General features: G+C 68.9%; 17 protein-coding genes. 10 read left to right on the forward strand and 7 right to left on the reverse strand.

What is annotated here, in order from left to right:
* The first annotated feature begins 120 nt into the window (after positions 1-120).
* The 4 genes from J8M50_RS31130 to J8M50_RS31145 are packed head-to-tail and all read left to right on the forward strand — an operon-like array spanning position 121 to position 4,152.
* The gene (locus tag J8M50_RS31130) at positions 121-1,047 is read left to right on the forward strand and encodes an ABC transporter permease (RefSeq protein ID WP_029183391.1); all 927 of its coding nucleotides are present in this window, start codon (positions 121-123) and stop codon (positions 1,045-1,047) included.
* A complete protein-coding gene (locus J8M50_RS31135; RefSeq protein WP_010350565.1) occupies positions 1,040-1,981 on the forward strand; it encodes an ABC transporter permease in 942 nt (313 codons plus the stop codon). Before J8M50_RS31130 ends, J8M50_RS31135 begins: the two co-directional genes overlap by 8 nt.
* 10 nt (positions 1,982-1,991) lie before the next feature.
* On the forward strand, positions 1,992-3,050 hold the full coding sequence (locus tag J8M50_RS31140) for an ABC transporter ATP-binding protein (RefSeq protein ID WP_010350564.1): 1,059 nt from the start codon (positions 1,992-1,994) through the stop codon (positions 3,048-3,050).
* A complete protein-coding gene (locus tag J8M50_RS31145) occupies positions 3,043-4,152 on the forward strand; it encodes an ABC transporter ATP-binding protein (protein WP_010350563.1) in 1,110 nt (369 codons plus the stop codon). Before J8M50_RS31140 ends, J8M50_RS31145 begins: the two co-directional genes overlap by 8 nt.
* Positions 4,153-4,250: 98 nt before the next feature.
* Here J8M50_RS31145 and J8M50_RS31150 read toward each other — a convergent pair whose 3' ends face one another.
* From J8M50_RS31150 to J8M50_RS31175, 6 genes are all read right to left on the reverse strand, one after another.
* Positions 4,251-5,216, reverse strand: a complete 966-nt coding sequence (locus tag J8M50_RS31150; protein WP_010350562.1) for an oligopeptide/dipeptide ABC transporter ATP-binding protein — start codon at positions 5,214-5,216, stop codon at positions 4,251-4,253.
* Positions 5,217-5,511: 295 nt separating this feature from the next.
* A complete protein-coding gene (locus tag J8M50_RS31155; RefSeq protein ID WP_050987111.1) occupies positions 5,512-6,468 on the reverse strand; it encodes an ABC transporter ATP-binding protein in 957 nt (318 codons plus the stop codon).
* Entirely contained in the window at positions 6,465-7,349 is an 885-nt protein-coding gene (locus J8M50_RS31160) for an ABC transporter permease (protein ID WP_010350560.1), read from the reverse strand. The genes J8M50_RS31155 and J8M50_RS31160 overlap by 4 nt, the downstream gene beginning before the upstream one ends.
* Positions 7,346-8,377, reverse strand: a complete 1,032-nt coding sequence (locus J8M50_RS31165) for an ABC transporter permease (RefSeq protein WP_010350559.1) — start codon at positions 8,375-8,377, stop codon at positions 7,346-7,348. The genes J8M50_RS31160 and J8M50_RS31165 overlap by 4 nt, the downstream gene beginning before the upstream one ends.
* Entirely contained in the window at positions 8,374-10,164 is a 1,791-nt protein-coding gene (locus tag J8M50_RS31170) for an ABC transporter substrate-binding protein (protein WP_010350558.1), read from the reverse strand. The genes J8M50_RS31165 and J8M50_RS31170 overlap by 4 nt, the downstream gene beginning before the upstream one ends.
* A gap of 232 nt (positions 10,165-10,396) precedes the next feature.
* Entirely contained in the window at positions 10,397-10,936 is a 540-nt protein-coding gene (locus J8M50_RS31175; protein WP_010350557.1) for a hypothetical protein, read from the reverse strand.
* Between the two features lie 424 nt (positions 10,937-11,360).
* On the opposite strand from J8M50_RS31175, the gene J8M50_RS31180 reads away from it, so the two are divergent.
* The 6 genes from J8M50_RS31180 to J8M50_RS31205 all read left to right on the forward strand — a co-directional run bounded on the left by J8M50_RS31180 (position 11,361) and on the right by J8M50_RS31205 (position 18,116).
* On the forward strand, positions 11,361-11,711 hold the full coding sequence (locus J8M50_RS31180; RefSeq protein WP_010350556.1) for a helix-turn-helix domain-containing protein: 351 nt from the start codon (positions 11,361-11,363) through the stop codon (positions 11,709-11,711).
* A gap of 203 nt (positions 11,712-11,914) precedes the next feature.
* Complete coding sequence (locus J8M50_RS31185; RefSeq protein ID WP_010350555.1) at positions 11,915-13,555, forward strand: peptide ABC transporter substrate-binding protein; 1,641 nt, start codon at positions 11,915-11,917, stop codon at positions 13,553-13,555.
* Between the two features lie 6 nt (positions 13,556-13,561).
* Entirely contained in the window at positions 13,562-14,485 is a 924-nt protein-coding gene (locus tag J8M50_RS31190; RefSeq protein WP_010350554.1) for an ABC transporter permease, read from the forward strand.
* Positions 14,478-15,440, forward strand: a complete 963-nt coding sequence (locus J8M50_RS31195) for an ABC transporter permease (RefSeq protein WP_010350553.1) — start codon at positions 14,478-14,480, stop codon at positions 15,438-15,440. The genes J8M50_RS31190 and J8M50_RS31195 overlap by 8 nt, the downstream gene beginning before the upstream one ends.
* Positions 15,441-16,087: 647 nt before the next feature.
* Complete coding sequence (locus J8M50_RS31200) at positions 16,088-17,062, forward strand: ABC transporter ATP-binding protein (RefSeq protein ID WP_010350552.1); 975 nt, start codon at positions 16,088-16,090, stop codon at positions 17,060-17,062.
* Positions 17,055-18,116 carry an ABC transporter ATP-binding protein gene (locus tag J8M50_RS31205; RefSeq protein WP_029183390.1) on the forward strand — a complete coding sequence of 354 codons (1,062 nt, stop codon included), beginning with the start codon at positions 17,055-17,057 and terminating at the stop codon, positions 18,114-18,116. Before J8M50_RS31200 ends, J8M50_RS31205 begins: the two co-directional genes overlap by 8 nt.
* A 156-nt stretch (positions 18,117-18,272) precedes the next feature.
* Here J8M50_RS31205 and J8M50_RS31210 read toward each other — a convergent pair whose 3' ends face one another.
* Entirely contained in the window at positions 18,273-20,411 is a 2,139-nt protein-coding gene (locus tag J8M50_RS31210; RefSeq protein ID WP_010350550.1) for a S9 family peptidase, read from the reverse strand.
* Positions 20,412-20,570: the final 159 nt, after the last annotated feature.

A 20,570-nucleotide genomic window follows, 5' to 3' on the forward strand; every position in this document is an offset into this window, starting at 1 on the left:
GGACCAGGGTGAGCAGGGGGAGGCGGGTCCTTCTCCTGCTCACCCCGTCTGCCGTCTCCCGTCCTGACGAGCCGTGCCCCCGGCCTCGGACGGATACAGCAACCCCCCTCTGGAGTACCCATGGGCCGATATGCGGCGCGACGCCTGCTACAGGCAATCCCTGTGCTGATAGGCGTCACGTTCATCATCTTTTGCCTGGTCTTCGCTTTGCCCGGCGACCCGATCCAGGCCCTGGCCGGCGAGAAGCGCGCCGACCCCAACATCGCGGCGATGCTGAGAGAGCAGTACCACCTCAACGAACCGCTCTACCAGCAGTACTGGCACTACATCAGCGGCGTCTTCACCGGTGACCTCGGCCAGACGTACAACGGCCGCGAGATCTCGGACATCGTCTCCGAGCGGTTCCCCGTCACGCTGAAGCTCGCCCTCACGTCGTTCGCCATCGAGGCCGTCATCGGCATCGTCGCGGGTATCTTCTCGGCGCTGAAGAAGGGGAGGTTCATCGACAACGTGGTGCTGATCTCCACGCTGGTCCTGATCTCCATCCCCGTCTTCGTCCTCGGTAGCGTGCTCCAGCTGGAACTCGGTGTGAACCTCAAGATCACACCGGTCGCCGGCATCGAGCAGGGCTGGCCGCAGAGCTACATCCTGCCCGCCATCGTCCTGGCCTCGACCTCCATGGCCTACATCGCCCGCCTCACCCGCACGAGCATGGGCGAGACGATCCGCGCCGACTACGTGCGCACCGCGGTCGCCAAGGGGCTGCCCCGGCGCCGGGTCATCGGCGTGCACGCGCTGCGCAACTCGCTGATCCCGGTCGTCACCTTCCTCGGCATGGACCTCGGAGCCCTGATGGGCGGCGCCATCATCACCGAGCGCGTGTTCAACCTGCCCGGTCTCGGCGGCCAGATCGCCCAGTCCGTGTACCTGCGCGAACGGCCCGTCGTGGTCGGTCTGGTGACCCTGCTCGTCCTGATCTACCTGGTGGCCAACCTCCTCGTAGACCTGCTGTACGCCGTGCTCGACCCGAGGATCCGCTATGAGTGAGAAGACGATAGAGAAGCCCTCTGTCCCCGATGAGGCCGCGCTGGCCAAGGAGTTGGAGGCGGAGGAGAAGGCGGCGGCCCGTCAGGCCAGCCTCCTGCGCGACGGCTGGGCGGATCTGCGCAAGCGGCCCATGTTCATCGTCACCATGATCATCATCGTGGCCCTGCTCGCGCTGGCGGTCGCTCCCGGCCTCTTCACCTCTCGCTCGCCGCTGTCCGACGGCTTCTGCCAGCTGGACAACTCCATGAGCGGGCCGTCCTCCGGGCACTGGTTCGGCTACGACGTCCAGGGCTGCGACATCTACACCCGCACGGTCTTCGGTACCCGCACCTCGATCGTGGTCGGCGTCCTCACCACCCTCGCCACCACCCTGGTCGGCGGCCTCCTCGGGATGCTCGCCGGTCTGATCGGCGGCTGGGTCGACTCGGTCGTCTCCCGCATCACCGAGATCTTCGCCTCCCTGCCGCTGATCATCGGCGGTCTGCTGATCATGTCGATCTTCAACGCGGGCAACGTCTGGGGCGTCTCGTTCATCATGGCGATCCTCGGCTGGCCACAGGTCTTCCGGATCATGCGCGGCGAGGTCATCGCGAACAAGTACCACGACTACGTCGCGGCGGCGCGGGCACTCGGCGCCGACTCGAACCGGATCGCGTTCCGGCACATCCTGCCGAACACGCTCGCCCCCGTCATCGTCATCACGACGATGAACCTCGGCGTCTACATCTCCGCCGAGGCCGCCCTGTCCTACCTCGGTATCGGCATCCAGGCCCCCAACATCTCCTGGGGCCTGATGATCTCCGACGCGCAGGACCGGTTCCTCACCTCGCCGCACGCCCTGTTGTTCCCGGCCGGATTCCTCAGCATCACCGTGCTGGCGTTCATCATGCTCGGCGACGTGGTGCGCGACGCCTTCGACCCCAAGATGCGCTAGGGAGGCGTACGTGACCACCATCGATACGACGGACGCAGTCCCGGCTCCCCGGGACGGCCAGAGCAGTGACAGCCCGCTGCTCGAAGTACGTGACCTGCATGTCGAGTTCAAGACCCGTGAGGGCGTCGTCCGCGCCGTCAACGGGGTCAACTACTCGGTGAAGTCCGGAGAGACGCTCGCCGTGCTCGGCGAGTCCGGTTCGGGCAAGTCCGTGACGGCTCAGGCGATCATGGGCATCCTCGACATGCCGCCGGCCAGCATCCCCCAGGGCGAGATCCGCTTCAAGGGCCAGGACATGCTGGTCATGCCCGAGGAGGAGCGGCGCAAGCTGCGCGGTGCCCGCATCGCGATGATCTTCCAGGACGCGCTCTCCTCGCTCAACCCCGTGCTCAGCGTGGGCTTCCAGCTCGGTGAGATGTTCCGCGTCCACCAGGGGATGTCCCGCAAGGACGCCAAGGCGAAGTCGATCGAGCTGATGGACCGGGTGAAGATCCCGGCCGCCGCGGCTCGCGTCAACGACTACCCCCACCAGTTCTCCGGCGGTATGCGCCAGCGCATCATGATCGCCATGGCGCTCGCCCTCGAACCGGACCTGATCATCGCCGACGAGCCCACCACGGCCCTCGACGTGACCGTCCAGGCCCAGGTCATGGACCTGCTCGCGGAGCTCCAGCGCGAGTACCAGATGGGGCTCATCCTCATCACCCACGACCTCGGGGTCGTCGCGGACGTCGCCGACAAGATCGCCGTGATGTACGCGGGCCGGATCGTGGAGACGGCGCCGGTGCACGAGCTGTACAAGCGCCCCGCCCACCCGTACACCCGGGGTCTGCTCGACTCGATCCCGCGCCTGGACCAGAAGGGCCAGGAGCTGTACGCGATCAAGGGCCTGCCGCCCAACCTGCTCAAGGTCCCGCAGGGCTGCGCCTTCAACCCGCGCTGCGAGCGGGCGCAGGACATCTGCCGTACGGAGCTGCCGCCGCTCGTCCCGGTGACCGAGCGGGACGGTACGGAACTGCCCGGCCGCGCCAGCGCGTGCCACTTCTGGAAGGAGACGATCCATGGCTGAGACGACCAAGGCCACCGAGCCCGAGGACGTCAAGCCGGACGTCTCCGTGTCCAAGGAGGCGGCTCCGGCGGACCGGGGGGAACCCATCCTCCAGGTGCGCAACCTCGTCAAGCACTTCCCCCTGACGCAGGGCATCGTCATCAAACGCCAGGTCGGCGCCGTCAAGGCCGTCGACGGGGTCTCCTTCGACCTCTACAAGGGCGAGACGCTCGGCATCGTGGGCGAGTCCGGCTGCGGCAAGTCGACCGTCGCCAAGCTCCTGATGAACCTGGAGCGCGCGACGTCCGGCGAGGTCTTCTACAAGGGCGAGGACATCACCCGGCTGTCCGGCAAGGCCCTCAAGGCCGTCCGCCGGAACATCCAGATGATCTTCCAGGACCCGTACACCTCGCTGAACCCGCGGATGACGGTCGGCGACATCATCGGGGAGCCGTACGACATCCACCCCGAGGTGGCTCCCAAGGGTGACCGGCGCCAGCGGGTCAAGGAGCTGCTCGACGTCGTCGGCCTCAACCCGGAGTACATCAACCGCTACCCCCACCAGTTCTCCGGTGGCCAGCGGCAGCGCATCGGCATCGCCCGCGGACTCGCCCTCAACCCCGAGGTCATCATCTGCGACGAGCCGGTCTCCGCGCTGGACGTCTCCGTGCAGGCGCAGGTCATCAACCTGATGGAGGGCTTGCAGGACGAGTTCGACCTGTCCTACATCTTCATCGCGCACGACCTGTCGATCGTCCGGCACATCTCGGACCGCGTCGGCGTCATGTACCTCGGCAAGCTCGCCGAGATCGGCACCGACGAGCAGATCTACGAGCACCCGACGCACCCGTACACGCAGGCGCTCCTCTCGGCGGTTCCCGTCCCGGACCCCGAGGCCCGCGAGAACCGCGAGCGGATCATCCTCGTCGGCGACGTCCCGTCCCCGGCCAACCCGCCCTCCGGGTGCCGTTTCCGCACCCGCTGCTGGAAGGCCCAGGACAAGTGCGCCGAGGAGATACCGCTCCTCGCGATACCCGAGCGCTTCCAGGGCGAGGACACCCCGGCCGCGCACGACTCGGCGTGCCACTTCGCCGAGGAGAAGGACATCGTCCACGCGGCGTAGTTCTTTGACCCGACCGGTTCCCGGCACCTGGAGTTCCAGGCGCCGGGAACCGGCGTTTTCGGGGGTGCTTCCGTACGGGGCCTTGTCGCGGGCCGGGTTCACGGGGACGCCCAGTGGCACGCCACCTGCGCCTCCCCCGCAGCCCCCAACACCCCCGGATCCTCCGTCCGGCACCTCCCCGCCACCCCCGCCCGCTCCGCCTCCCCGCTCGCCAGCACCGGGCACCGCACCCGGAACCGGCAGCCGCCCGGGATGCGGGACGGGTCCGGGGGCTCGCCGGTGAGGACGACGGGGGTGCCGGGCGCGTCGGGGAGGACCGACAACAGGGCCTGGGTGTACGGGTGTCGGGGCGTCGTCAGGACCTCCTCCACCGTCCCCGTCTCCACGATCCGGCCGAGGTACATCACCGCGACCCGGTCGGCGATGTTCCAGGCGAGGCCGAGGTCGTGGGTGACGACGAGGGCCGCGAGGCCCAACTCCTGGCGCAGGCGCAGCAGGAGAGCGAGGATCTCGCCGCGTACGGAGGCGTCGAGGGAAGCCACCGGCTCGTCGGCCACCAGGAGTTCCGGCTCCAGGACCAACGCCCCGGCGATGACGACCCGTTGACGCTGGCCGCCGGACAGTTCGTGCGGGTAGCGCAGGAAGAACCGCTCGGGAGGCCGCAACCCGGCCCGCGACAAGGCCCCCGACACGGCGGCGCGTTCGTCACCGCCGTACCCGTGGATGCGCAGGCCTTCGGCGACCGCGTCGTAGACGGTGTGCCGGGGGTTCAACGACCCGCTCGGATCCTGGAGCACGAGCTGTGCCTTGCGCCGATACGCCTTCAGCGCACGGGAGTTGTACGCCAGCGGCGCCCCGGCGAAGGTGACCTGCCCGGCACTGGGCCGGACCAGCCCGAGCAGGGCGCGCGCGAGGGTCGTCTTCCCGCACCCCGACTCGCCGACGAGAGCGACGACTTCACCGGCGTGGACGGCCAACTCGACACCGTCGACGGCCCGTACGGGTGGCCCGCCCCGGCGCCCGGGGAAGGTGACGTGGAGGGAATCGGCGGTCAGGAGGGCCACGGGAGGCTCCTTGCGTGGGGACGAGAGAAGGGCACAGGCGGCGGCTGCCTCAGGGGCGCTCGCGCCGGACGGCTGCCTCGCGCACGGCTCACGGCCCGCGGAGCACGCCCCTCGGCGCCGGTCACCACGGGGCGCCGGGCGTCTCCGGGCCCGGTTCGTGTGGGGCTGGTGCCCCGCACCCCCGACCGACCCCACGCGGTTCGTGAGGGGCGCGCACCCGGCACTCCCCGCCCCCGCTCGCGGACAGCCGTCACCCGCACCCCGCGCGAACAACGGCCGACGTCGACCGCCCCCCTCACCGCCCCTCTCCCACCCGCACACAAGCAGCCACCCGCCCCACCCCCGCCCCCCGCAACACCTGGTCCTCCCGCCCACAAACCTCCAACGCCACCCCGCACCGAGGATGAAACGCACACCCACCCGGCAGGTCGGAAGGATCCGGCGGATCCCCCGGCAACCCCCGCGGCGCGAACCGAGCCGCCGGGTCGCCGACCCGGGGGAACGCCGACGCGAGAGCCCGGGCGTACGGATGCCGAGCCCCCTCGAAGACCTCCCGAGCCGGACCCTCCTCCACCACCCGCCCCGCGTACATCACGGCAAGCCGGTCGCACGTCTCCGCGAGGACCGCCAGATCGTGGCTGATCATGATGAGGCTGAGGTCCTCCTCGGCCACCAACCCCTCGATCAGCCGCAGGATTTGAGCCTGGACCATGACATCCAACGCCGTGGTCGGCTCGTCGGCGATGATCAGGTCCGGCGCGCACGCGAGGGCCATCGCGATCATCACGCGTTGGCGCTGCCCACCGGAGAGTTCGTGGGGGTACGAGCGTCCGCGCGCGGAAGGCAGCCCGACCTGCTCCAGCAGCTCACCGGCCTTGCGCCGAGCGGCAGTTGGCGTCACCCCGCTGTGCAGGACGATCGGCTCGGCGATCTGGTCGGACACGCGGTGAACGGGATTGAGGGAGTGCATAGCGCCCTGGAAGACGATGGACGCCCCGGCCCAACGGACGGCCCGCAGCCGCCCCCAGTGCATCGCGAGAACATCCTCACCGTCCAGCAGGATCCGCCCCTCGACCCGTGTCCCGGCAGGCAGCAACCGCAGCAGCGCAAGGGCGAGGGTCGACTTCCCGCACCCCGACTCCCCGGCCACGCCCAGCTTCTGACCAGGCGTCAGATCAAGGTCGACGCCCCGCACCGCCGCGAACCCACCCGCGTACGTCACCCGCAGATCCCGTACCTCAAGGACGCTCAACGCCCCACCCCCAGCCGGGGATTGAGCACGGACTCGACCGCGCGCCCGCACAGCGTGAACGCCAGCGCGACGACGGCGATGGCGATGCCGGGCGGCACGAGGTACCACCAGTCGCCCGCACTCACCGCGCCGGCCTCCCGGGCCTCTTGGAGAAGTCCGCCCCAGGACACGACAGTTGGATCTCCCAGTCCGAGGAACGCGAGGGTCGCCTCCGCGAGGATCGAGGACGACACCATGAGCGTCGTCTGCGCGAGCACCAGCGGCATGACGTTGGGCAGGACGTGCCGGACCATGATGTGCCCGTGCCCCCCGCCGAGCGCGGTGGCGCGCTCGATGTACGGCCGTGACTCGACCGCCAGCGTCTGCGCGCGCACGAGACGGGCCGTCGTCGGCCAGGAGGTCACCCCGATCGCGAGGATCACCGTCCCGAGGGACCGGGACAGGACGGTCGCGAGGGCGATCGCGAGGACCAGCGCCGGCATCACGAGGAACCAGTCGGTGACCCGCATCGCGACGGTCGCGTACGCGCCCTTGAAGTGCCCGGCGGTCACCCCGATCAGCGTGCCGATGGTCACCGAGAGGACCGCCGCGAGCAGCCCGACGAGCAGCGACACCCGCGAGCCCCAGAGCACGAGGCCGAGCAGATCGCGGCCGTAGCGGTCGGTGCCGAGCCAGAACTCGCCGCTCGGGCTCTCCAGGGGCTGCCCGGGGGCGTCGGTCACGCCGGTGACGTCCGCGCCGACGGTCAGGGGAGCGGTGAGGGCGACGAGCGCGAACGCGATCAGGGCGGCGAGCCCCAACAGGCCCGCGCGGTGCGTGCGGTAGGTGTTCCAGAAGCGTACGGCGCCGAGGCGTCGCCGCTGCCAGGCCATGGTCGTCATCGGGCGGCCACCCTCGGGTCGAGCAGCGGATAGACGAGGTCGGCGACGGTGTTCATGACGATCACCGCCGAGGCGAAGAAGAGGAACAGGCCCTGGACCAGGGGGAGATCGGGGACGCTGAGCGCCTGGTAGAAGAGCCCGCCGAGGCCCGGCCAGGAGAACACCGTCTCGACCAGGATCACCCCGGCGACGGTCCGGCCGAGGTTGACGAAGACGAGGGTCACCGTCGGCAGCAGCGCGTTCGGCACGGCATGGCGGCGCCGGACGACCGCGTCCCGAAGTCCCTTGGCCCGCGCGGTCGTCAGGTAGTCGCTGCCCATCTCGTCGAGCAGCGCGGACCGCGTCACGAGCAGCGTCTGCCCGTACTCGACGGCGACGAGCGTGACGACGGGCAGCACCAAGTGGTGGGCCACGTCCAGGACATACGCGAACCCCTCCTCACCGCCCGTCTCCATCCCGCCGGTCGGAAACAGGCCCGGGATCGGACCCGCCCCGACCGCGAAGACGATGATCAGCAGCAGCCCCAGCCAGAACGACGGCACCGAGTAAAGGACCAGCGCCAGACCGGTGTTGAAGCGGTCGCCGAGTCCGCCGTGCCGCCAGGCGGAGCGGGTGCCGAGGGCGATGCCGAGGACCGTGTAGAGGATGAACGCCGTCCCCGTGAGCAGCAGCGTGTTCGGCAGGGCCTCGCCGATCTTGTCGACGACCGGCGTCCGGAACTGGTACGACGTCCCGAGGTCACCGGTCAGCGCCTTGCCGCAGTAGTCCGTGAACTGCCGCCACACCGGCAGGTCGAGCCCGAACTCCCTGCGGTACTGCGCGAGTTGCTCCGCCGACACCGGCCGGCCCCCGGTCATCGTCTTCACCGGGTCGCCCGGGATCAGCCGGAACAGGAAGAACCCGGTGACCAGTACGGCGAGCAGCGAGACGACCGCCCCGCCCACCTTGCCCGCGCCGTACCGGAGATACCCGCTCGACGCCCTTGGTCTGCGCGCCTCCCCGACGACGACGGCAACCGTGTCGCTCACTCCCGGTCCTCCGCCCCCGCGCGCCGCCGCAGCCCGAGGAACACCCCGGCCCCGGCCAGCAGCACGGCCCCGGCGACGATCCCGGCGATCGCCCCGCCGGACATCCCCGACGAGGACGTGCCGGACGACGCAGCCGGCACCGCCGACCACCAACTCCAGTACCCGTCCTGCCCGTAGATGTTCCCGGCGGCCTTCGGCATCGTCTCGATGGAGGCGATCTGGTCGGTGCGGTACGCCTCCACGGAGTTCTGGTACGCCATGACGTTCATGTACGCCAGGTCGTACAGCCGCGACTCCATCTGCCTCACCAGGTCGGCGCGCTTGGCCGGGTCGTACTCGGCCAACTGCCGTGCGTACAGGGCGTCGTACTGCTTGTCGCAGATGAAGTTGTCGGTCGCGCCGGTGTCCTTGGGGGTCGCGGGCAGGGCCGCGCAGGTGTGGATGGAGAGGACGTAGTCCGGGTCCGGGTTGACCGACCAGCCGTCGAAGGCGAGGTCGTAGGTGCCGGCGAGCCAGGGGTCGGTGACGTTGTCCAGGCAGTCGAGACGGACGCCGATGCCGAGCTTGTCCCACCACTCCTTGAGGTACTGGCCGACTGCCTTGTCATTGGGGTCCGTCGCGTGGCAGAGGATGCGGTACGTGATCGGCTTGCCGTCCTTGCCGAGGCGGCGGCCGTCCGCGTTCTTCTTGTAGCCCGCCTGGTCGAGGAGTTGGGCGGCGCGCTCCGGGGCGTAGAAGAGTTTCTGGGCGGGGGAGGGTTTCCAGTAGTACTCGATGAAGCGGGGCGGGATGTAGCCCTCTCCCTCCACGGCATGGCCCTGGAAGACCTTGTCGATCAGCGCCGTGCGGTCCACCGCGCGGAAGAGGGCCTGGCGGACGCGCTGGTCGAGGAGGGAGGGGTGGCCGTCGCCGAAGCGGGTGCCGTCCTTCGCGCGGGCGCCGGGGTTGACGGCGAGGGCGTAGAAGCGGCGGCCGGGCGCGTCGTTGACCTTGATGTTCTTCTGGGTGGAGAGCGACTTCGCCTGCGCCGGGGTGAGGTTGTTGACGAAGGAGACCTCACCCTTCTGGAGCGCCGCGACCGCCGCGTCACCGTCCTTGTAGTACTTGAGGAGGAGCTCGTCGAACTTCGGGGCGCCCCGCCAGAAGTCCTTGTTCGCCTTGAGGCGGACGTAGCTGTCGGCCTTGTAGTCCGTGATGACGAACGGGCCGTCGCCGACGATCGGGAACGACTTGTCGTTGTTGAACTTCGAGAAGTCGCCGACCTTCTCCCACACGTGCTTGGGGACGATCGGCATGTCCAGGGCGGTCATCGTCGCCTGCGGACTCTTCAGTCTGACGACCAGCTCGGTCGGCGTCGGGGCCGTCACCTGCGCAAAGTTCGTGACGTAACTCCCGTTCGCGGTGGCCGCCTTGGGGTCCGTCATCATCTTCGTGAACGTCCATGCCGCGTCCTCGGCGGTGACCCGCTCGCCGTCCGACCACTTGGCGTCCGAGCGGATCGTGTACGTCCACGTCAGCTTGTCGGGGGAGGAGGACCACTTGGTCGCCAGGCCCGGGATCGCGTGCGCGTCGGCGGGGTCGTAGTCCGTCAGGTACTGGTACGTGAGGCGCAGGAGGCTGGTGCTGACGAGGCGGGTGGCGAGGAAGGGGCTCAGGGAGTCGACGCTCTGGGCGACGGCGATGGTGAGTACTTTCGTATCGTCCTTCGCGTATGCCTCAGGTACTGCGGGCAGGAGCAGGGACGCGGTGAGGGTGGCGGCCGTCAGAAGGCGCCCGGGTCGGTTCATCGCACATGACCTCGCTTCACACGACTCGCACAGGGACCGGTTGTCGGACGGTGTACCAGGGCGCGGAAGCCGCCGTCAACGATGCGTGCACCCCGTGTGGCCTGCGGAAACGCGGCGTTGATCGGATTGTCGTACGGCAATGGTCGAGACCGGTGAAGCGTGGCTGGTGAAACGTTGACGGCTCGCCGGTGACCTCACCGGCGAGCCGTCTCACTTCACTGTCCCGTCAGGACTACTTCCACTCAAGGCCCCAGACGTTGCTGTCCTTCTTCACCGGCGCGGTGATCCACTTCGACCAGAGCTTCTTCTCGATGTACTTGCAGTGCGCGTCGTAGTGGTACGCGTACTTCGACGCGAGGAACTTCTTCGACTCGTGGAACATCGTCATGCGGACCTTGGTCTTGCCCGCCTTGTTCTTCGCCGGGATCGTGTACGACCAGCTGCTCGACTTGGTCCAGGTCTTGCCGACCGTGACGCTGAACGAGGCGCTTGCCTTGGCGAAGATGACACCGGCCTCGGTGCCGAGGGTCGCGGTGCCGCTCGCGTTGACGGCCGCCGTCGTCGTCTTGTTGTACGTGAGGGTGCCGCCGAGGTTGTCGTACATCCAGTCGCTGTGCAGGTTCGAGGACTGACGGACCGTCGACTTGTTGGTGATCGTGTACCGGGTGCCCGCGTCGGGCGGGCAGGCGGCGGAGGCGGTGCCCGCCGAGACGGCCACGACACCGCCGGCGAGGATGGCGGACGCGATGACGGAGCTGGCGATCTTCCGCACGGAATCGGTTCCCTTCGATGAGCGGTTCACCGGCGGCGGTGGTCCGGGTCGCAGGGCCCGGCGCCGTGGCGAGGTGAAGGTTGGCCGGAGGGCGGGCGGGGTGACAACCGGGTTGTGCGGGAGGGGAGTTGGGGGAGGGGTTGACAGGGCGTCGGGGGCGCTCGGCAAAACGCCCATAGTGTCGACGGGGGTGGTGGAGTTGTTGGCTTTATCGCCGATTTACCCCTATGTCTGAGCCGAATAATGTGACCTGGTTCACATCTTGGAGGTGTATGCCTTCCTCGGTATAAACCCCCTCCGGAATGGTTCCCTCCGGTGAACCTCAAGATTTGCCCAAACGAGGAACCACCCCCCGCGTCGAGGGTGTCCCCTGGGCATCGGCGCTCACTGCTTCGGCGCCGTCACCACGGGGAGATGAAGAAACATGGTCGTCCAGACCGAAGAACCACGTATCCAGCACGCCACCCGCGCCGACTCCGGCTGGGACTGCCTCGGCACCCCCCTCGGCGCCGCGGTCAAGGCCCGCCGCGTAGAACTGGGCCTCACCCAGGAGCGTCTCGCCGCCCAGGCCGGCATGAGCCAGGGCGCCCTCTCCCGCCTCGAACGAGGCAGGGCCGTCCCCACCCTCCCGCTCCTCGAACGCCTAGCCTCCGCCATGTCCGCCAACCTCCTCATCGCGCTCTCCCCGACGGGAACGGTCCAGGTGGCGTTCCGGACGCCGGGCACCCAGACGCGCCGCACCCTGCCGACGGGACGCCTGGCCGGAGTGCGCTGACCGCCGCGCCGGCGCCGTACGGGGTGGAAGTTCCGTACGGTGCCGGCGCACCCGGCGTGCGACCTGTGGCGCACCCTCCGTCCCGCAAACGGACGCCCTAAATGTGCTGTATGTCCAACCTCTGGCGATAGTGGCCGGTAACGGACAGTGCCCGCCGCCCCCGACAAGGCGCGGACAGACGCAGTGCACAGAGGGAGGCATCCATGCGTGGAGCCACGCACGCCAAGTGGGTCGTAGGGGCGGCGGCGGTCGCCCTGGTGGCGACGGGATGTGGCGGGGACGACAACGGCGGCGGGGGCGGGAGCGGCGGCAGCGGCGGGGTGCTGACCGCGTCCTGGGGCGACCCGCAGAACCCGCTGGAACCCGCCAACACCAACGAGGTGCAGGGCGGGAAGGTCCTCGACATGACCTTCCGGGGGCTCAAGCGGTACGACCCCGAGACCGGCAAGGCCAACGACATGCTGGCCGACAAGATCGAGACGACGGACTCGCAGAACTTCACGGTCACCGTCAAGGACGGGTGGACGTTCAGCAACGGCGAGAAGGTGACCGCGAAGTCCTTCGTGGACGCCTGGAACTACGCGGCGAGCCTCAAGAACAACCAGAAGAACGCGTACTTCTTCTCGTACATCGACGGCTTCGCCAAGGCGCACCCCGAGGACGGCAGCGCGCAGACCGCCGACACGCTCTCCGGACTGAAGGTCACCGGCCCGCTGACCTTCACCATCAAGCTGTCGCAGAAGTTCTCGACGTTCCCGGACACGCTCGGCTACAACGCGTTCGTCCCGCTGCCGCAGGCGTTCTTCACCGACCACGCGGGCTGGCTGAAGAAGCCGGTCGGCAACGGGCCGTACCTGATCGACTCGTACACCAAGGGCTCCCAGATGGCCCTGAAGAAGTGGGACGCCTACCCCGGCGCCGACAAGGCCCAGAACGGCGGCGTCACCCTCAAGGTCTACACCGACAACAACACGGCGTACACGGACCTGATGGCCGGCAACCTCGACCTCGTCGACGACGTGCCCGCGGCCCAGCTGAAGAACGTCAAGAGCGACCTCGGCGACCGCTACCTGAACACCCCCGCCGGGATCATCCAGACCCTCGCGTTCCCGTTCTACGACAAGAACTGGAACAAGGCGGGAGGCGAGAAACTCCGGCAGGGCCTGTCGATGGCGATCAACCGTGAACAGATCACGGACACGATCTTCCAGAAGACCCGTACGCCCGCCACCGACTGGACCTCCCCGGTGCTCGGCGAGACCGGCGGCTACAAGGCGGGCCTGTGCGGCGACGCCTGCAAGTACGACCCCACCGAGGCGAAGAAGCTGATCCAGGAGGCCGGCGGGCTGCCCGGCGGCCAGGTCAAGATCAGCTACAACGCGGACACCGGCTCCCACAAGCAGTGGGTCGACGCCGTCTGCAACTCCATCAACAACGCGCTCGGCAACGACAAGGCGTGCGTCGGCAACCCCATCGGCACCTTCGCCGACTTCCGCAGCCAGATCACCCAGCACAAGATGTCCGGTCCCTTCCGCGCCGGCTGGCAGATGGACTACCCGCTGATCCAGAACTTCCTCCAGCCGCTGTACTACACCAACGCCTCCTCCAACGACGGCCTGTGGACCAACAAGGACTTCGACAAGCTCGTCGACCAGGCGAACGCGGAGACCGACACGGGCAAGGCCGTCGGCGACTTCCAGAAGGCGGAGGAGGTCCTGCGCGACAACATGGGCGCCATCCCCCTCTGGTACCAGAACGGCAGCGCCGGCTACTCGGACCGCCTCTCGAACGTCAAGCTCAACCCGTTCTCCGTACCGGTCTACAACGAGATCAAGGTCGGCTGACCCGTCATGGGACGCTACGTCGTCCGGCGCCTGCTCCAGATGGTGCCCGTCTTCGTCGGCGCCACGCTGCTGATCTTCCTCATGGTCAACGTGATGGGCGACCCCATCGCCGGCCTGTGCGGCGACCGGCAGTGCGACCCCGCGACCGCGGCCCAGCTCAAGAAGGAGTTCGGCCTCGACAAGCCGGTCTGGCAGCAGTACCTGACCTACATGGGGAACGTCTTCACCGGAGACTTCGGTACGGCGTTCAACGGCCAGAAGGTCACCGAGCTGATGTCGACGGCGTTCCCCGTCACGATCCGCCTGACGATCGTCGCCATCCTCATCGAGATCGTCGCGGGCATCGCGCTCGGCGTCGTCACGGGGCTGCGGCGCGGCAAGCCGATCGACACGGCCGTACTCCTCGTCACCCTCGTCGTCATCTCCGTCCCCACCTTCGTCACCGGTCTGCTGCTCCAACTGCTGCTCGGCGTCGAGTGGGGGTGGATCAAACCGTCCGTCTCCACGGACGCGCAGTTCGGCGAACTCTTCGTCCCCGGGCTGGTGTTGGCGTCCGTCTCACTGGCGTACGTCACCCGGCTCACCCGGACCTCCATCGCCGAGAACCGGCGCGCCGACTACGTCCGTACGGCCATCGCCAAGGGGCTGCCACGGCGGCGGGTCGTCGTCCGGCACCTGCTGCGCAACTCCCTCATCCCCGTCGTCACGTTCATCGGCACGGACGTCGGGGCGCTCATGGGAGGGGCGATCGTCACCGAGCGGATCTTCAACATCCATGGCGTCGGATACCAGCTCTACCAGGGGATCCTTCGCCAGAACACGCAGACGGTCGTCGGTTTCGTGACCGTGCTGGTGCTCGTCTTCCTGGTGGCGAACCTGCTCGTCGACCTCCTGTACGCCGTACTCGACCCGAGGATCCGCTATGCCTGAACCCCAGGAACCCGAGGGGGTGATCGCCGGGACCGGGATGGGCGCGGCGATGGACCTCGCGGTGAGCGAGGGCGCCAGCCTGGAGGGCGGCCCTCAGGGGCCTGCCGAGAAACCCCGTTCCCTGTGGTCCGACGCGTGGCGCGACCTGCGCCGCAACCCCGTCTTCATCCTCTCCGCGCTCGTCATCCTCTTCCTGGTCTTCGTCTCCCTGTGGCCGTCGGCCATCGCGTCGGGGTCCCCGCTCAAGTGCGACCTCGGCAAGGCCCAGCAGGGCTCCTCCGGCGGCCATCCCTTCGGGTACGACGGGCAGGGGTGCGACGTCTACACGCGTACGGTGTACGGCGCGCGCACGTCCGTCGCCGTCGGCGTCCTCGCCACTCTCGGCGTCGCCGTCTTCGGCAGCGTCCTCGGCGGTCTCGCCGGGTTCTTCGGCGGCATCTGGGACTCCGTCCTGTCCCGGATCACCGACATCTTCTTCGCGATTCCGGTGGTCCTCGGCGGGCTGGTCCTGCTGTCCGTCGTCACGAGCAACACGATCTGGCCGGTCATCGGCTTCATGGTGCTGCTCGGCTGGCCGCAGATCTCCCGCATCGCCCGGGGTTCGGTGATCACGGCGAAGCAGAACGACTACGTCCAGGCGGCGCGGGCCCTCGGCGCCTCCAACTCCCGCATGCTGCTGCGCCACATCGCCCCCAACGCGGTCGCCCCGGTGATCGTGGTGGCGACGATCGCGCTGGGCACGTACATCGCGCTGGAGGCGACGCTCTCGTACCTCGGCGTCGGCCTGAAACCCCCGAGCGTGTCGTGGGGCATCGACATCTCGGCCGCTTCCCCCTACGTCCGCAACGCCCCCCACGCCCTCTTGTGGCCCTCCGGCGCCCTCGCGATCACGGTCCTGGCGTTCATCATGCTGGGCGACGCGGTGCGGGACGCCCTTGATCCGAAGCTGAGGTGAGGGGCGGTGAGGTGGGCGGGTGCGGATCGCGTCCGACGGTGCCGGGAGTTGCCGGTCCGTTCCGGGGGCGGGTGGGGGGCTGGGTCCGGGCCGGGCGATGCGTACCAGGACGGCGCGACCTGCGTCCGGCAGCCACGGGCGGCGGGGGTTCGCGTTGGTGGCGGGCGGGGTGCCTGGGCTGGGCGTGGCGGTACGTACCCCGTCGGCGCGGGCCGGGTTCGGGGGCGCTGTGCGGTGCGGCTCCGGGGTCGGCGTGCGGGTTCGGACGGTTCTACGGGGCTCGCGGTCGCGGGGCGCGTGGGGCGGGGGCGGGTGGGTGACGCCGGGGGCGGGCGGGACGGTATGTACGAGGCCGGCGCGCCGAGAGTCCAGTGGCGCCGCATGCCGTGCGCTTGCCTCGGGGTCGGTGCGCGGGGGCTGTGTACGCCGCTGGTGTCGTCCGCGTTCGGCGGTGCCGTGTGTCGGGGGTGGCGTGTTGCGCGGGCCCGCGCGAGCTTCGTACCCCGTCCGCTTCCGGTGGCCGTTTCGCCTGCTCGGTCTGCGGTTCCGGGCCTCGGTGTCCCGCGCTCCGTTCCTCCCCCTCCCGGTCCCACCCCCCTCGTCCCTGTTCTGTCCGTCTCCGTCCGAAGCTGAGGTGAAGCGGCGTCATGTTGCTCGAAGTGCGTGATCTGCATGTGGAGTTCCGTACGCGGGACGGGGTCGCCAAGGCGGTCAACGGGGTGTCCTACGGGGTGGAAGCCGGGGAGACGCTGGCCGTGCTGGGGGAGTCGGGGTCGGGGAAGTCCGTGACCGCTCAGGCGATCATGGGGATTCTCGATGTGCCGCCGGGACGGATCGGTGGGGGCGAGATCCTGTTCCAGGGGCAGGATCTGCTGAAGCTCAAGGAGGAGGAGCGGCGGAAGATCCGGGGCGCGCAGATGGCGATGATTTTTCAAGACGCGCTGTCTTCGCTCAACCCTGTGCTGACCGTGGGGGATCAGCTGGGGGAGATGTTCGAGGTGCACCGGGGAATGTCCCGGAAAGACGCCCGCGCCAAGGCCGTCGAACTCATGGACCGGGTACGGATTCCCGGTGCCAAGGAGCGTGTACGGCAGTACCCCCACCAGTTCTCCGGCGGCATGCGTCAACGCATCATGATCGCCATGGCGATGGCCCTCGAACCCGCCCTGATCATCGCCGACGAACCCACCACCGCCCTCGACGTCACCGTCCAGGCCCAGGTCATGGACCTGCTCGCGGAGTTGCAGCGCGAGTTCAACATGGGCCTGATCCTGATCACCCACGACCTGGGGGTCGTCGCGGACGTCGCCGACCGGATCGCCGTCATGTACGCGGGCCGGATCGTCGAGCAGGCACCGGTGCACGACATCTACAAAGCACCGGCTCACCCCTATACACGCGGACTGCTCGATTCCATCCCCCGTCTTGATCAGAAGGGCCAGGAGCTGTACGCGATCAAGGGATTGCCGCCCAACTTGATGAACATCCCTACGGGTTGCGCGTTCAACCCGCGCTGCCCGATGGCTCAAGACGTCTGCCGGACGGATGTACCGCCCCTGCACGACGCCGGCGAACACCGCACCAGCGCCTGCCACTTCTGGAGGGAGTGCCTCAATGGTTGATTCAACAGTTGAGCCGATCCTCGAAGTCACTGGACTGGTCAAGCATTACCCGTTGACTCAAGGCATCCTGTTCAGAAAACAGGTCGGTGCGGTCAAAGCGGTTGATGGTGTTGATTTCGCCGTCAACAGTGGAGAGACCCTCGGGATCGTAGGGGAATCGGGCTGCGGCAAATCAACTGTTGCCAAGATGCTGGTCAATCTTGAGCGCCCCACCGAAGGAGCGATCAAGTACAAGGGCGAGGACATCACCAAGCTCTCCGGCAAGGCGCTCAAGTCGGTGCGCCGGAACATCCAGATGGTGTTCCAGGACCCGTACACGTCGCTCAACCCCCGCATGACCGTCGGCGACATCATCGGCGAACCGTACGAGATCCACCCCGAGGTGGCGCCGAAGGGCGACCGGCGCAGACGGGTCCAGGACCTCCTGGACGTGGTCGGCCTGAACCCGGAGTACATCAACCGCTACCCGCACCAGTTCTCCGGCGGACAGCGCCAGCGCATCGGCATCGCGAGGGGCCTGGCGCTGCGCCCGGAGGTGATCGTCGCGGACGAACCGGTCTCGGCGCTGGACGTCTCCGTACAGGCACAGGTGATCAACCTGCTGGAGCGCCTCCAGAGCGAGTTCGACCTGTCGTACGTGTTCATCGCGCACGACCTGTCGATCGTCCGGCACATCTCGGACCGGGTCGGCGTGATGTACCTCGGCAGGATCGTGGAGATCGGCAGGGACGCGGAGATCTACGACCACCCCACGCACCCGTACACGCAGGCGCTGCTGTCGGCGGTCCCGGTCCCGGACCCGGCGGCGAGGGAGCACAGGGAGCGGATCATCCTCTCCGGCGACGTGCCGTCCCCCACGAACGTCCCGTCGGGATGCCGCTTCCGCACACGCTGCTGGAAGGCGCAGGAGAGATGCGCACTGGAGGTCCCGCTGCTGGCGATCCCGGCGGAGTTCAGGGACGTCAGAGGCCCGGCTGCACACGACTCGGCGTGCCACTTCGCGGAGGAGAAGCAAGTGGTTCCACCGGAAGACGATCAAGGAAATGCGCCCTGAAATCAACCCAAACGCACAGCAAACGCGTTAACGCGCAGGCAACTTTCCCGACCCGGTTCCGATATACGGACGCTCCAAGCTGAACAGCGTACGGCCGTGCGGGTGCCGTAAACGGGCCGGGAGCGCCATGTCTCCCGGCCCGTTGCCGTACCCGCCTCAGCCCTGGGACAACCCCAGCGACCGCCGCAGGAAGTCCAGTTGGAGCCGCAGCAGGTTCTCCGCGACCTCCTCCTGGGGCGTCATGTGCGTGACCCCCGACAGCGGCAGCACCTCGTGCGGGCGGCCGTCGGCGAGGAGGGCCGACGACAGGCGCAGGGAGTGTGCGACGACCACGTTGTCGTCCGCGAGGCCGTGGATGATCAGCATCGGCCGGTGGGCGGGAGCCGCGTCGACCAACCCGGCGTCGTCCACGAGGGAGTTGCGCCGGTAGACGTCGGGCTGCTCGGCGGGGTGGCCGAGGTAGCGCTCCTGGTAGTGGGTGTCGTACAGGCGCAGATCGGTGACGGGCGCCCCGACGACGGCCGCGTGGAAGACGTCGGGTCGGCGCAGGACGGCGAGCGCGGCCAGGTAGCCGCCGAAGGACCAGCCCCGGATCGCGACCCGGCCCAGGTCGAGCGGGAACTCCCCGGCGAGCGCGTGGAGGGCGTCGACCTGGTCCTCCAGGACGACGGCGGCGAGCTCGTCGCGGACGGCCTTCTCCCAGGCCGGCGACCGCCCCGGCGTCCCGCGCCCGTCGGCGACGACGACCGCGAACCCCTGGTCGGCGAACCACTGCGAGGTGAGGTGGGGGTTGTGCGCGGAGACGACGCGCTGGCCGTGCGGACCGCCGTACGGGTCGAGGAGCACCGGCAGGGGAGTGACACCGTCATGGTCCCGGGGCATGAGCACGGCGCACGGAATCCGGCGTGCGCCCCCCTGGGTGAGCCGAACGCGCGGGGACAGACCGGGATCTTCGGCGTACGAGGTGACGGTCGCGACGGGCTTGCCGTCCCGCAGGACGCGCGCGACGGACCCGGGGCGCTCCAGGGTCGCCGACACGAGGACCGTGACGTCCCCCGAGCGCACCGCCGAGTGGACGCCGGGCTCCTGCGAAAGGCGCTCCACGCCCAGCTCGTTGACGCGGTAGACGTGCACCTCGCCGGTCTCGGGGTCGGCCGCCTCCTCCCCGGCGGAGGCCGACACGAGCACGTCGTCGCCGGAGACGTCCAGGACCGCTCGCACATGCAACTGCGCCGCCGTCAGCGGACGTTCCCCGACAGCCAGCACGCGCGCGCCGCCCTCGTCGGCGATGCGGACGAGCTGTCCGGAAGGGCTCCAGCAGGGCACGCCGGGGAAAAGATCCAGCCAAATCCGATCTTCGTCCGCGTGCACCATCCGGGTCGCCCCGGAGTCGGTGTCGACGGCCAGGTACAACTGGCTGCGCTGGTCGCGCGCTTGTACGAGCAGCAGCGGCGCACCCGCCGCTGACCAGTGCACACGCGCCAGGTACGGGAAGCGCGCACGGTCCCAGACGACCTCCGTGCGGGACCCGTCGAGGCCCAGCGCGAACAGGCGTACGATCGCGTTCTCGGTGCCCGCCTGGGCGTACGGAATGTGCCGTGGCTCACGTTCCGGATGGGCCGGGTCCGAGATCCACCAGCGCTTCACCGGCGTGTCGTCCACACGTGCCACGAGCAGCCGGTCCGCCTGGGGCGACCACCAGAACCCCCGGTGCCGGTCCATCTCCTCGGCGGCGATGAATTCGGCCAATCCGTAGGTGACGGACGCCGATTCGGGTTCGGCGAGCGCGCGGTCGCCGTCGCCCTCCACGCCGACGACCCGCAGGGCACCGCCCGCGACGTACGCGACGTGCCTCCCGTCGGGTGCCGGACGGGGGTCGATCACCGGTCCGGCGACGGGCAGCGCGCGTGTCGTACAGGCCCGCAGATCGGCCGTGAAAAGCCGCCCTGACAAGGCGAAAGAGGCCAGCTCGACGGCCGCGTCGGTGGCGTATCCGACGATGCCGGCGCCGCCCTCGCGGGTGCGTTCGCGGCGGGCGCGCTCCTCGGGCGGAAGGTCCTCGCCGGCGCCCCCGAGAAGGGCGACGGGATCGGCCGCGAGGCGCTCGGAGCCGTCCGCCGGATCGAGGACCCACAGGGCGTTCGCACGGTCCGTACCGGAGGGCGAGCGCAGGAACGCGACACGTTCTCCGCCCGGCGCGGCGCTGAACGAACGCGGCGCGCCGAGGGTGAACCGCTGGGTACGGGCGTGCCGCCGGGGGAAGGAGTCGGCGGGAGAACCGCTCTCGATGGTCATGTCCCGACCCTACGAGGCATGTTGGCCGCGCGCCCCCTTGCGCGTCCGTGCGCCGAAGGATGCGCGCATATCCGTAGCTATGATCACTACCGCTGCGTGGGTATGAACCTGCTGGCTGTTGTATGGATTTACACGTTCTCCCGCTCTGTTCCCCTGGTA

The sequence above is a fragment of the Streptomyces acidiscabies genome, assembly GCF_020010905.1.
Lineage (GTDB): Bacteria > Actinomycetota > Actinomycetes > Streptomycetales > Streptomycetaceae > Streptomyces > Streptomyces acidiscabies.